We start from the raw sequence: 13,959 nt of genomic DNA, 5'->3' as shown, positions 1-13,959 counted from the left end.
TTGTTTTATTTTGCCACAGATTAAAGTATTAGAAAAGATTAATCATTTTAATTTTATAATCTGTGGCAAAAAAACTTTGCGAACTTTGCGTAATTCTTTGCGCACTTTGCGGTTAAAATCTACCTTTGTATAAAACAACACACAACAGAAAATGAAAAATACATTTATTGCTCCTTCAGTTCTTGCTGCTGATTTTGCAAATCTGCAGCGCGATATCGAAATGATCAACAACAGCCAAGCTGATTGGTTTCATATTGATATTATGGACGGAGTTTTTGTTCCGAATATTTCTTTTGGAATGCCGGTGTTAGAAGCCATTTCAAAACATGCAAAAAAATATATCGATGTTCATTTAATGATTATTGATCCAGATCGATACATTAAAACTTTTGCTGATTTAGGTGCGAATGGATTAACGGTACATTACGAAGCTTGCACACATTTGCACAGAACACTTCAAGCTATTAAAGCGGAAGGAATGAAAGCAGGAGTTGCTATGAATCCTCATACAAATGTTGACTTACTAGAAGACGTGATCAATGATATCGACATAGTTTGCATTATGAGCGTAAATCCAGGTTTTGGAGGACAATCATTTATTGAAAACACGTATGATAAAGTAAAAAAGCTAAAAGCTCTAATTACTCGCAAAAATGCTTCAACATTAATTGAAATCGACGGTGGCGTAACAAGCAAAAACGCAAAACAATTAGTAGAAGCTGGCGCAGATGTTTTAGTTGCTGGAAGCTTTGTTTTTAAAGCAGAAAACCCAATTCAGACGATTGCCGAATTAAAAGTCCTTACTGCTTTTTAAGTTTTTTAAATTCGGGAAGAAATCAATTCCGGTCATTTTTTCTAAAGTTTCAATCGGAACTACAAAATCATAAATTGACTTGTCACTGTCTTCATTCGGAACTAAAAATGCGATTGCTTTGTGTTCTTTTCCAGATTTAGCGATAACAATTTTATAAAAATATTTAGGGACAGCAACGTTTTCTGTCCCTATTTTTTTATCTGAATCTTTCAGAATTCCGCCCGTTACTACATAAATATCATTGTACTTTTGAGCAAAATAACGTGTTTTTTGTTCAATTCTATTCCAAATTCCGCTATTGAAATCATGGTTTTGAGGTGAAATATTCGAAGTATAAAAAGTATCATCATACGCCTCCTTATTAAACTCCATATCACCGGCAGGACAAAGATGTCCTTTATCATATCCAGATTTTTTATAATTTCTCCAATCAGCAGAACCTGTTGTTACTTTTGGATCTTCAATAAAATAAGGGCGTTTATAATCTCCATTTTTCAAATATTCTTTTTTTAATTCGTACGCTACCCATTCCGCCTGTTCAAATTTTTCATTATATGAAAGTGTATAATATTTATGCTTTACAATTTGTCCGGTAGTCGAGCTAGGCAAATAAGCAACTGTATACAAAGAATCTGTAGAATTTTGAACTGAAGTTGAAGTGAAAGAATTTTGTTTTTCTTGACTAGTTTCCCCTCTTTCAATAATCTCCTTTTTACATGAAACCAACATAAAAACCATCAAACCCAAAACAATATAATTCTTCATCTTCTGCATATTTTATTTCAAAAATAAACTTACAAAAAAATGCTCCATAAATATTAAATCTATGGAGCATTTTAATAACAAATTAATTCTGTTGAACTAAGATTTTACCAGTTTATCCTTTTTCATTTTAGGAGAAACGGTGTTTTTTACATAACTTTTTGTTTGTAAATCATCCAAAACATTTAAAGCTTCTTCCACATAAACATCTTTAGATAATGCTTGGTGCCAAGCATCTCTTTTTTCTTTTAATGTAGCATCGCTCTTCATTTCAAGCTCTTCATATGGCAATGATTTGAAAACCAGATTGTTTTTATAATCTGCAATTGGTTTGTATTTTTTACCCTCATTCTCAACTTGTTCCTGAGTTGCTTTAAAGTTTTTGATATTCAAACTATAAGTATTCTCTTTATTTTTAACATCAATCCATTTTGCATTATCTTCAATCAATCTGAATTGATCATTATTTGCAATTCTGTTTCGGCTGTTATTGATCGCCTGATTGAATTTTTCATTAGAAGTCCAAGTGTTGTAATCAGCTGGATCAATTTTATCCCATGGCATTGCGTTATCAATGTCGCGCTCTCCCATTTTCAAATAAGCGTAACGATCCGGCATCACAACATCACTATGAACACCTTCTAATTGAGTTGAACCTCCGTTGATTCTATAGAACTTTTGTCCTGTAATTTTCAAAGCCCCAAGATCGCCGTAGTTTGCATTACGAACAAATTGGTTCAAGTCAAGTACATTTTGCACAGTTCCTTTTCCATAAGTTTGTTTACTTCCAATGATTACACCACGTTTGTAATCTTGAATTGCTGCCGCCAAAATTTCAGAAGCCGAAGCAGAGAAGCTGTTCACCATAATTACCAATGGTCCGTCCCACTCGATTTTTTTGTCTTTATCATATAAAACTTCTTTCTTTTTACCAGCAGATTTTACTTGAACGATTGGTCCTTCTTCGATAAATAAACCAGCGATATCAACCACTGTAGAAAGAGATCCTCCTCCGTCATCACGAACATCAAGCACGATACCGTTAATATCTTCTTTTTTAAGTCTTTCTACTTCAAGAGCAATATCTTTTCCAGCGTCACGACCATCTTTATTTTCAAAATCAATATAGAATTTAGGCAAATAAATTACTCCGTATTTTAATCCGTTTCTTTCAACAACACTAGATTTTGCATACGTTTCCTCTATTTCAACAACATCTCTAATGATTGAAATTACTTTAATCGTTCCGTCAACTTTTTTAACAGTAAGTTTTACTTCAGTTCCTTTGTGGCCTTTGATTTTTTTCACAACATCATCAAGACGCATTCCAACTACATCAACTGGCTCTTCGTTTCCTTGCGCCACTTTTAAAATCATATCTCCAGCCTCAAGCTGTTTTCCTTTCCAAGCTGGCCCTCCAGAAATCAATTCGTCAATTTGAGTAAAATCATTTTTCTTAGTCAAACGAGCACCAATTCCTTCTAATTTCCCACTGATATTTACATCAAAACGGTCTTTTTCTTCAGGAGCAAAATAACTTGTATGAGGATCAAAACGAGTCATGATTGAGTTCACATAAACAGAAAACCAATCTTCTTTATTCAAATCTTTAATTAACCCAAAATTATCATCTAAAGATTTCAAAGAGCTCTCGCGAGTTTCTTTTTCTAATGTTTCAAAAGATTTTTCTTTGTATGCAGGATCAGATTTCTTTTTGTCTTCTTCCAATTTTTGTTTCGTAACCAATGACGAAAGCGTTGAAAGCTTAATCTGTTTTCTCCATCTTTCATTTATTTCTGCTGTATTTTTAGCATAAGGAATATGCTCATAATCAGCATTAAAAGTCTCATCAACATTGTAGTTGAAAGGTTGTGCCAAAATCGTTTTGTAACGTTTTTTGCTTTCTTCCATACGTTTCATCAATCTTGTATAAGTAAGATTGAAAAACGTTAGGTCTTTATTCAAAAACTGATCATCAAGCTGTAATTCATACTGCTTGAATTCGTCAATATCAGATTGCAGAAAAAACCTTTTTGAAGGATCTAGCGCATCTATATAATCCTTAAAAATACCTTTAGAAAACTCATCATTTATCTCAGCCGGACTATAGTGTCCTTTTTCAATAACAAAGGCAAGCAGTTCTAAAAGTGTTTTGTCTCTATTTGGGTCCGGATCTTCAGACTTATCAGCATTTAATTTAAATGCAAACAACGTCACTGACAAGCATAATACGGCTATAAGTATTTTATAATTTCTTTTCATAAACTTAATAATAGCATTCATCAAATTTTTTAATCTAAGTTACGGTAAAAACTGTGCCAACAAAGCCAAGCTCACTATAATTTTTTGTTAAAGATATAAAATAGTTTGTTGTTCAAAAGTCCTTTAAGATTTAGTTTACAATTTTTATTTATTTGTTAGTATTCTACCAAAATCTGTTGCTACATTTGCCTAAAGAAGCCTTAATTTTGATAAAACAAAAAATCCCGCTACACCATGAAAGACGAAAAACCCTTAATATTAGTAACCAATGACGATGGAATTTTGGCTCCCGGAATCAGAGCCTTGATTAGTGTTATGGAAACTATTGGCGAAGTTGTGGTTGTTGCTCCAGACAAACCCCAAAGCGCTATGGGTCACGCGATTACTATAAACAATACTTTATTTTTAGACAAAATTTCGAAAAATGATGATGCAATCACCGAATACAGCTGTTCTGGAACCCCTGTCGATTGTGTCAAACTGGCTGTAAACGAAATTTTAAGACGAAAGCCTGACCTTTGTGTTTCAGGAATAAATCACGGCTCAAATTCATCTATCAATGTAATTTATTCGGGAACTATGAGTGCCGCTGTCGAAGCAGGAATTGAAGGAATTCAGGCAATCGGTTTTTCTTTATTAGATTTTGATTGGAATGCCGATTTTGAACCCGTAAAATCTTTTGTCAAAAAAATAGTTTTAGAAACCCTTGCCAATAAATTACCTACCGGCGTCGTTTTAAATGTCAATTTCCCAAAATTGAAAGAAAAGGAAATAAAAGGAATTAAAGTTTGCCGTCAAGCAAAAGCCTATTACGCACAAAAATTTGACAAGAGACAAACTCCCTTCGGGAAAGATTATTACTGGCTTACTGGAAAATTCACGAACGAAGACAAAGGTGAGGACACCGATGAATGGGCACTAGAAAATGGATATATTTCTGTCGTTCCTGTTCAATTTGATTTAACCGCTCACCATTCTATGCAACAACTTAACACTTGGAAATTAAATGAATAAATTAGATATGCTTATTGGTTTTTTTCTTGGAATTATTGCTTCACTTATCGGAAGTTTTCTTTTCATTAAATTATTTACCTCATTTGATCTTTCAAACGGACTTGAAACCATAAAACAATATGGATATTTAGGAAAAGTAGTCACTTTAGGTACTGTTTTAGACCTTTTGTTGTTTTTATTTCTGCTAAAACGCAACAAGGAATTAATGGCAAGAGGTGTTGTTTTTGCCGTGATTGTTTTGGCAATTACAACTTTATTTATTTAAACCTTATCTTTGTTCTGCAAAAAAAAATGTTGTGCTTAGTAATTGAGGCGCACTTTTAAAAAAATTGATATGAAATATTACATAATAGCTGGAGAAGCTTCTGGAGATTTACATGGTTCTAACTTAATGAAAGCTTTGTATGAAGAAGATCCACAAGCCGAAATCAGGTTTTGGGGCGGCGATTTAATGCAAAAAGCCGGCGGAACTTTAGTAAAACACTATCGCGATTTGGCCTTTATGGGATTTGTTGAAGTTATTTTTAACTTAAAAACCATTTTAAACAATATCAAAATTTGCAAAAAAGACATTTCTGAATTCAAGCCAGATGTAATCATTTTTATTGATTATCCAGGTTTTAATATGCGTATTGCAAAATGGGCTAAAGCTTTAAACTACAAAACACATTATTATATTTCACCTCAAATTTGGGCTTGGAAAGAAAACCGGATCAAAGCTATCAAACAGGATATAGACAAAATGTTTGTGATTCTTCCTTTTGAAAAAAGCTTCTATGAAGACAAACATCATTTTCCTGTTGATTTTGTTGGACATCCCTTAATTGATGCGATTCAGAATCAACCTGCTTTTGATGAAGCCGTTTTTAGAAAAGAAAATAATTTGGGAGAAAAACCAATAATTGCTGTACTTCCGGGAAGCCGAAAACAAGAAATCACAAAAATGCTGAGTGTAATGTTGAGCGTTGTTGATGATTTTCAAGATTATGAATTTGTAATTGCCGGCGCGCCTAGCCAAGAATATGAATTTTATCAGCAGTTTTTAAAAAATAAAAACATTGCATTTGTTTCAAACAAGACTTACGATTTACTTCGTTCTTCGACAGCTGCATTAGTAACGTCAGGAACTGCAACATTAGAGACTGCTCTTTTTAAAGTCCCAGAAGTGGTTTGCTACAAAGGAAGCGAGATTTCATACCAAATTGCTAAGCGAATTATTACGTTAAAATATATTTCACTTGTCAATTTAATTATGGATCAAGAAGTTGTAACCGAATTAATTCAAAATGATTGCAACACAAAACGCATTAAAGAAGAGCTCCAAAAATTGCTAGAGCCAGCTTCACGCGAAAAATTACTAAAGAATTACGATATTTTGGAACAAAAACTTGGCGGTGTTGGCGCAAGCAAAAAAACAGCAAAACTTATTGTTGCCGACTTAAAGCAAGCTTAAAATTTTTTTGATTTTGAAAAAAATAATTGTTTTACTGCTTTTAGCAATCGTTTTTGTGTCTTGTAAATCTTCTTCAAGCGTAGTCAGCAAAAAGGAGACAAAACGAGAAAACAAGCATATTGTAAATAATTTAATCGAAACTGCATCTGAAAATATTGGTGTAAAATATAAAGCTGGCGGAACAACTAAAAATGGTTTTGACTGTTCTGGGCTTGTTTTTACTACTTTCGAATCAGAAAATATAAAATTACCGAGAAGCTCCTTTGAGCAAGCAAAAATTGGAATTGTGATTCCGCTAAAAGAAGCTCAAAAAGGTGATTTGATTTTTTTTAAAACCAACAAAAGCAAGCAAATAAATCACGTAGGACTTATAACAGAAGTAAATTCCTCCGAGATTAAATTTATACATTCTTCCACAACAAAAGGCGTAATCATTTCGTCTACAAAAGAGCCTTATTATCAAAATTCATTCGCTCAGGTCAATAGAATTCTGTAATAACAAACAAATTATATTCTTTTTCTTACAAAAAAATTAATACTTTTATATTTATGAAAGTATTTGATTTTCCCTTATTCCGAATAACCCTTTGGTTTCTTATAGGTATTTTATTTTTTTATAACGTTCCCGTTCAAAATACAATTACCACCATTGCACTTACTGTAGGAACTTCTGCGGTTTTAGTTTTGTATTTTTTATCTAAAAAAAACAAAAAATTAGTTTCATATTTTGGATTGAGCATTTACTTTACTTCTTTCTTCATTGGTGGCTTTACACTTATCACCCACACTGATTCTCTTCAGAAATCAAGCTACATTCATTATGAAAAAGCTTTTCAATCCTCGCAACAAATAATTTTCACCGTTCGCGAAAAATTAAAAAGCAATTCCTATAGTGATCGCTATACCGCCATAATAAAAACTATAAATGGAAAAAATTATTCTGGAAAAATCATTGTAAATATCGCTAAAGACAGCACGGACCATTCTATCATAATTGGAAATGAAATAAAAGTCAACACTACATTACAGCCTAACAAATCCAATAAAAATCCAAATCAATTTGATTACGCCAAATATTTATCTGATCGCCAAATTTATGCTCAAGTTTACATAAATAAATCAAATATTAAAATCAATAAAAAAATCAAGAAAGACATTTGGTATTATTCTGGCTGTCTGCATCGTAGAATCATCCAAAATCTTGAAAAAGCGCAATTCAACGCTGCAGAAATGAATGTGGCGCTCGCCTTAATACTAGGTCAACAACAAGAAATTTCTCCAGATATTATTCAAGATTATCAATATTCAGGTGCCACACATATATTATCAGTTTCAGGACTGCATGTCGGTTTTATCATGCTGCTGATAAATTTTATTCTGAAACCTATTCCAAACACCCGAAAAGGCTCACTTATAAAATTAGTTTCCATTTTGTCAGCTTTAAGCTTTTTTGCCGTTATTTCAGGATTATCTCCTTCCGTTTTGCGCTCTGTTGTAATGTTTTCTTTTCTTGCGATTGGCAACCATCTTCGCAGAACAGGAAATATTTATCACACGCTTTTGGTTTCTATGCTATTAATTTTGCTTTTTGAACCCTACTTTTTATTTGACGCAGGTTTTCAATTAAGCTATATTGCTCTGTTTTTTATTCTTTGGTTACAACCTTTATTGAAAAAATTATGGTCCCCAACTAACAAATTTGTTCTTTATATCTGGGACGCTTTATCAGTTTCATTTGCTGCTCAAATTGGTGCTTTCCCGCTTTGTCTGTATTATTTCCATCAATTTCCGGGTTTGTTTTTTATTACAAATATTGCTATTATACCCGTTTTGGCCTTTGTAATGATTGCAGGAATTATCGTAATGGTCTATGCTGCATTTCATACACCACCACTATTACTAGTCAAAATTTTGGAAAAGAGCATTTATCTCTTAAATCAGATTATACATGAAGTTGCATCTGTGAGATCATGCGTTATACTTGACATCAGCTTTAATTTTTATCTCTTAGTCACTTTTTATTTATTGATAATTTCAACAATTATTTGGTTCAAAAAACCAGCTTTTATGAAGTTCACAATGATTTTAATTGCAATAATCCTGGTTCAGATTTCATTTATTTATACGAAAAAGGAAAACGAAACTAAAACAGAAATGATCGTCTACAATCAAAAGAAAAGAACATTGATCACAATTCGGGACGGAAAAAATATTACACTTTTCTCAAATGACAAAACGCTTTTGACTGACCCAAAAAACAATACTCTAAATTCATATTTAGTTGGAAACTTCAGCAAAATAAAATCAGTACATACAATAAAAAACATGCTGTTTTACAAGGGCAAAAAAATCTTTGTCATTGATAGTTCTGGAGTTTATGAAAACAACATTCGACCCGATATTTTATTATTGATACAATCTCCAAAAATAAACTTAAGCCGACTTCTGGAAGAAATGCACCCGCGCGAAATTATTGCAGATGCCTCCAATTCTAATTCCATTCAAAAAATCTGGAAAGAAACCTGCCGAAAAAAAAATATCCCTTTTCATGCCACTGCCGAAAAGGGATATTATCTTTTGAAATAAAGTTTTTTAGTCAGGATTCATCATAATGTTAGCCTCAGCAATCCATGCTTTTGCGGTTATTGGCTTATAAGGCAATCTGCCCAACAAATTGAAAGTTGTCTTGGCTTTTCGCACATTAGCTAAAGTTAAACAAGCCTGCGGCAATTCCACAACACCAAGAGCTGCTTTCAAACTCACATTTTGCTCTTTTTCAGCGTCAGATATTGTTGCATCAGATAAATCAAGTTTTACCAAAACAACATTATCTCTAGCCCAAACAACAAAATCTGGGGTATTGAAAATTTCATTTTGAAGTCTTGTTGGTGCTCCCGCAATTGTAAAGAAAATAAATAGCGGTCTTTTTTGTTCCATACTTGCTGCAACTGCATCAGTCATAGAAGTTTTCCAGACTAATCCTTGCGCATGCAAAAAAAACGAACCAAGTAAAAAAAGCAAGGTCAGTGTCTTTTTAGTCATAATAATTTGGGTTTTAGAGTAGGTTAATTTCGACTAAAGTAATATAATATCCCTCTACAATTCCCATATTTAAACAAAAAAAATTAAAAAAAAGTTAAGAAAATCGAAATTGCTAATTAAAAGTTAAATAAATAAAAAATTAAAAAAAAATAAGCCCGAAAATTGTCAAACCATTTGTACCAGACCTCAAAAAAAATCCCCATTTTCAATAAGAAAAGGGGATTTTTAAGGCTAAACCTTCTGAATATTTACTCACTTGGATGCAAAATTGCATTAGATTCAGCAATCCATGCCTTTGCTCCGCCTGGTTTATAAGAGATCTTTCCTAAAGCACTAAAAGTAGTCTTGGTTTTTCTGATAGATGCGCTGGCAAAACAAACCTGGGGAAGCTCTTCAACACCAAAAGCATTTTTCAGTTTAAGATTTTGTTCTTTATCGCTATCAGATGCTGCACTATCAGATAAATCAAGTTTTACTAAAATCACGTTATCACGCGACCATACAGCAAAATCTGGCGTTTTAAAAATTTCATTTTGAAGATTTTCTGGTACACCTGAGGCAGTGAAAAGAATTAACATTGGTTTTCTTTGGTCATTACTCATTGCAATTGCATCTGCCATATTTGTTTTCCAAACAAGATTTTGCGCCTGCATAAAAAATGAACCTAAAAAAAACAGTGGGATAAGTAATTTTTTAGTCATATTATATTGGTTTTGGTTAGATAGTGGGACGAAATTAACATAATATTTTAATTATCCAATTTTTATTAATACAAAAAATACATAATGTGTTTTTTTATACCAAATAAAATATCAAATAATCAATTTGACTAAAAATTAAATAAAAACTTTCCTACTAAACAAGAAGCTCCTTGTGCAAAATAGCACAAGGAGCTTCTTGTTTAGTAGGAAAGTTTTTAAGACTTCTTCGGATTTACAATTCCGTCTGCTACAGTCAGCCATGCTGCTGGACCGCCGGCAACATAACCGGTTTGCCCAAGACCTTTAAAATTCACTTTACCATCTTTAGATTCAGCACTTGTGAAAAAGATTGTTGGAAAACCTTGTATCCCAAAAGCCTGCTGTAATTCATTATTCTGGTTTTTAATTTCTGGAGTCTGAGGAGTTCTTCGTGGATAATCCAATTCAACCAAAACAACATTATCAGTTGCCCATTTTTTAAATTCAGGTGTTTTCAAAACTTCATTTTGCAAACGGATGCACCACCCGCACCAATCGCTTCCTGTAAAAAACATCAACATTGGTTTATGGACAGTGTTGCTTACTGTGATAGCCTCTCTTACATCAGTATACCATTTAAGTTCCTGAGCTTGAGAAGTCAAAGCTCCAATAAAAAATAAAGCGATTAAATAAAACTTTTTCATATTCTATATTTTTCCACAAATTTAAATAAAAAAGGAATCAGAAAAACATCTTCTATTTTACTTCTTGCATTAATTTTTTGATCAGTGGCATCGCAATTATGAAAACAACACCAGCAACAACTGCATAAATAGCTAATTGATAATAACCATCAGTATATGCAATCAACTTAGACATTAAAGTAGTTCCAGTATTTGCATTTGACATTTCAGCTCCTAATTTTCCAGCAGCAAACTGCCCAAATGCACTAGATAAAAACCATAATCCCATCATCATTCCAAATAATCTTTTAGGAGATAACTTAGTAATCACAGACATTCCGATTGGACCAATACATAATTCTCCAAGTGTATATAGAAGGTATCCTAAAGCAAAAACATCAAGAGAACTTAATCCGTCTTTATTAACAAAAAATCTTGCCGCATAAAAGATAAAGAATCCAGCCGCTAGTAAAAGAAATGACAAACTAAATTTAATAATCGTATTTGGCTCAATTTTTCGCTTCGCCATATATATCCACAACAAACCAACTAATGGACTAAAAATAATCACGTATAATGAATTTATACTATTATTTACCACATTTGGATCAATGTTAAAAAACAACAATTTAGTAGATAAATTATCTTTTGCAAACAAAGACAACGAACCACCTGATTGCTCAGAAATAGCCATGAACATAAAATATGCAAAAATAAAGATAAATGCTGCCAAAAGCTTAAGTTGCTGCTTTCCTTCTTTAATCAATATTAATTCATATATAAAATATATTAATGCCAAAATCCCTATTGTATACATGAAATACTCTGTATAATCAGAATTTATAACCATTATGTAAACAAGTGGAATTACCACTATAGAACCAGCATAAACTGCGATTTCGTAAAGACTGCGTTTTTTAGGTGTTTGTTTTTCTAATGGAGAATTCCCTATTGGAGCAAGATGCTTTTTAGTCAAAAGAAATGTTATGACCCCAATAATCATAACAATTGCAGCAGAAAGGAAGCATAAACTCCATGAATAATTTTTTCCTAAATAAATAGGAATAGCTCCTCCCAGCATTCCGCCAATATTAATGCCGGCATAAAATAATCCGTAACCTGCATCACGGCGTACATCATCTTCGTGATATAATTCTCCAACCATCGAAGAAACATTTGGCTTAAAAAAGCCTGTTCCAATAATCGAAAGCGTTATTCCATAATAAAAGAAATCATGCGGATTTGCAGCAATCAATAAATTACCCAAAATCATAACGATTCCTCCAAAAAAAAGTGACTTTTTAAAACCTAAAATTTTATCTGCAAAAATTCCTCCAATAAATGTAAAAGCATAAACAAAAGCCTGTACAGCGCCATATTGAAGATTTGCTTCCCCTTCAACCAAACCTAATTGGTCTACCATGAAAACTGCTAAAACCCCTCTCATTCCGTAGAAACAAAAACGTTCCCACATTTCAACTAAAAACAAGTACCATAACTGTTTTGGGTACTTGCCTTTAAAATTTTGAATTTCTTCTAATGTAATTGTATTCTCCATTTTATCTAACACCATGCATCATTTTTTTCAATAATGGAGTCAAAGCAAATAATACAATTGCCGCGATACCCGTAAGTACAACAAACACCATAAAGAACTCATAAAGATTATGAATTTCAAATCCTGCAAAAAAGTGGTTTGCAGCACTAATTTGATTTTTTTCCAATAATGCTAATTGCTCTGCAGTTGGTGTAACCGTTTTATCTAAAACAGCCTGTAAATCAATCCCTAAGTCTTTTGCTTTAGCAAACTTGTCACCAGTAGCAGGCAAGATTGCTCCTAAAGTTCCTCCCAATGCATATCCTGAAGCATTAGACAAGAAAAACACTCCGTATAATAAAGAAGCAAAACGTTTTGGAGATAATTTACCAACTAATGACAAACCAATTGGAGATAAGCATAATTCTGCGCAAGTATTTAAGAAATATAATAAAATCAACCATTTAACCAATAGCAAACCTGAAGTTCCAATGTAAGAAACCTGAGTAGCGATCATAAAGAAACTAATAGAAATCACCACTAAACCACATGCTAATTTTACTGGAGAAATTGGCTCTTTCCCTTTCGCTCTTAAAGTATCCCATAAAAGACTAAAAGGCAAAGCTAATATCACTACAAACATTCCATTAAAAATCTGAACCATAGAAGCCGGCATTAAAAAGCCAAAGAAATTTCTATCAGTTTGATTGTCTGCAATAAATGTCAAAGAAGAACCTGCCTGCTCAAATGCCGCCCAAAAGAAAATAATGAAGAATGAAACAATATAAATCACAAAGATTCTATCACGTTCAACTTTTGTTAAAGATTTATCTGAAATAATCAATCCAGCCAAAGCCAAACCACTCGAATAAATGAGTGTATAGATTAAATTCTGACCAAAAACAAAATGAATAATTGCTCCTAAAATTAAAAATGCAACTCCTGCAATTGTTAATGCTTGGCTTGAAAAATTAGCTTTTTGCGCTTCTCCTTCTTCAAAATCCTCAGCAACATTTTTTGACGGCAATCCTCCTAACGGCCTTCCTTCTGGAGAAACCACATATTTATTCTTTAAGAAATAAAATAAAATCGTTCCTAAAAGCATTGCGATAGCAGCCGCTAAAAATCCCCATCGAAACGCATGAACATCTCTAAAACCTGATGCGTCTTTAACATCCCCTAAAAGTGGACAAATAGACTGACCCAAGAAAGCTCCAATATTAATTCCCATGTAGAAAATTGTAAAAGCAGAATCTAGTTTTGTTTTCTCTTGCTTTGGATACAAGCTACCAACCATACTAGAAATATTTGGCTTAAAAAACCCGTTTCCGAATACAATTGTTCCCAAGCCACAAAACATGATTACTCTCGCCAAAGCTTGATTACCCTCAAAAACACTTCCACTGGTAAAAAGCAAAAGCTGGCCAATCGCCATAAGCAAACCTCCCAATAAGATACAATTTCTATTTCCGAAATATCTATCGGCGATAAATCCTCCAAGCATTGGAGTTAAATAACAAAGTCCAAGGAAACCTCCATAAATCAATGAAGCTTCTTCTTCCTTCATCAACAATGAATTTACAAGAAATAAAGTCAATAAAGCACGCATTCCATAAAAATTGAACCGCTCCCACATCTCCGTTCCAAATAATACCCATAGCCCTTTTGGATGCCCAGTTTTTACTTTAGTTTCTTCCATATTATTCAGTATT

Annotated in this window: 13 protein-coding genes; 6 read left to right on the top strand and 7 right to left on the bottom strand. The window is 32.9% G+C overall.

Annotated features, from left to right (window positions below; translation table 11 throughout):
- The first annotated feature begins 151 nt into the window (after positions 1 to 151).
- Positions 152 to 814, top strand: a complete 663-nt coding sequence (gene rpe, locus H600_RS0109000) for a ribulose-phosphate 3-epimerase (protein WP_026728475.1) — start codon at positions 152 to 154, stop codon at positions 812 to 814.
- On the opposite strand, the gene H600_RS0108995 is transcribed toward rpe, so the two are convergent.
- Positions 791 to 1,579, bottom strand: coding sequence for a DNA/RNA non-specific endonuclease (locus H600_RS0108995; protein WP_084157370.1), 789 nt, complete (start codon positions 1,577 to 1,579; stop codon positions 791 to 793). The two genes, rpe and H600_RS0108995, sit on opposite strands and share 24 nt — an antisense overlap.
- A gap of 96 nt (positions 1,580 to 1,675) precedes the next feature.
- Positions 1,676 to 3,859, bottom strand: a complete 2,184-nt coding sequence (locus H600_RS0108990; protein WP_026728473.1) for a carboxy terminal-processing peptidase — start codon at positions 3,857 to 3,859, stop codon at positions 1,676 to 1,678.
- A 213-nt stretch (positions 3,860 to 4,072) separates the two neighbouring features.
- Here H600_RS0108990 and surE point away from each other — a divergent pair, with 213 nt between their 5' ends.
- From surE to H600_RS0108965, 5 genes are all read left to right on the top strand, one after another.
- Positions 4,073 to 4,852, top strand: coding sequence for a 5'/3'-nucleotidase SurE (gene surE, locus H600_RS0108985; protein ID WP_026728472.1), 780 nt, complete (start codon positions 4,073 to 4,075; stop codon positions 4,850 to 4,852).
- Positions 4,845 to 5,117, top strand: coding sequence for a hypothetical protein (locus H600_RS0108980; RefSeq protein ID WP_026728471.1), 273 nt, complete (start codon positions 4,845 to 4,847; stop codon positions 5,115 to 5,117). Before surE ends, H600_RS0108980 begins: the two co-directional genes overlap by 8 nt.
- A 69-nt stretch (positions 5,118 to 5,186) precedes the next feature.
- The gene (gene lpxB, locus H600_RS0108975; RefSeq protein WP_026728470.1) at positions 5,187 to 6,305 is read left to right on the top strand and encodes a lipid-A-disaccharide synthase; all 1,119 of its coding nucleotides are present in this window, start codon (positions 5,187 to 5,189) and stop codon (positions 6,303 to 6,305) included.
- 13 nt (positions 6,306 to 6,318) lie between these two features.
- A complete protein-coding gene (locus tag H600_RS0108970; RefSeq protein ID WP_026728469.1) occupies positions 6,319 to 6,801 on the top strand; it encodes a C40 family peptidase in 483 nt (160 codons plus the stop codon).
- A gap of 53 nt (positions 6,802 to 6,854) precedes the next feature.
- Positions 6,855 to 8,891 carry a ComEC/Rec2 family competence protein gene (locus H600_RS0108965; protein WP_026728468.1) on the top strand — a complete coding sequence of 679 codons (2,037 nt, stop codon included), beginning with the start codon at positions 6,855 to 6,857 and terminating at the stop codon, positions 8,889 to 8,891.
- Between the two features lie 6 nt (positions 8,892 to 8,897).
- Here the strand turns inward: H600_RS0108965 and H600_RS0108960 are convergent, their stop codons facing one another.
- The 5 genes from H600_RS0108960 to H600_RS0108940 form a co-directional block, all read right to left on the bottom strand.
- Complete coding sequence (locus H600_RS0108960) at positions 8,898 to 9,347, bottom strand: thioredoxin domain-containing protein (RefSeq protein WP_026728467.1); 450 nt, start codon at positions 9,345 to 9,347, stop codon at positions 8,898 to 8,900.
- A gap of 248 nt (positions 9,348 to 9,595) precedes the next feature.
- Entirely contained in the window at positions 9,596 to 10,048 is a 453-nt protein-coding gene (locus tag H600_RS0108955; RefSeq protein ID WP_026728466.1) for a hypothetical protein, read from the bottom strand.
- Positions 10,049 to 10,263: 215 nt separating this feature from the next.
- Entirely contained in the window at positions 10,264 to 10,731 is a 468-nt protein-coding gene (locus H600_RS0108950; protein ID WP_026728465.1) for a thioredoxin family protein, read from the bottom strand.
- Between the two features lie 52 nt (positions 10,732 to 10,783).
- Positions 10,784 to 12,268 carry a peptide MFS transporter gene (locus H600_RS0108945; protein ID WP_026728464.1) on the bottom strand — a complete coding sequence of 495 codons (1,485 nt, stop codon included), beginning with the start codon at positions 12,266 to 12,268 and terminating at the stop codon, positions 10,784 to 10,786.
- 1 nt (position 12,269) lies between these two features.
- Positions 12,270 to 13,946, bottom strand: coding sequence for a peptide MFS transporter (locus H600_RS0108940; protein WP_026728463.1), 1,677 nt, complete (start codon positions 13,944 to 13,946; stop codon positions 12,270 to 12,272).
- Positions 13,947 to 13,959: the final 13 nt, after the last annotated feature.

It is taken from the genome of Flavobacterium denitrificans DSM 15936 (genome assembly GCF_000425445.1).
Classification (GTDB): domain Bacteria; phylum Bacteroidota; class Bacteroidia; order Flavobacteriales; family Flavobacteriaceae; genus Flavobacterium; species Flavobacterium denitrificans.
The sequence above is the reverse complement of the archived record's forward strand: the minus strand, read 5'-3'. Positions and strand labels throughout refer to the sequence as shown.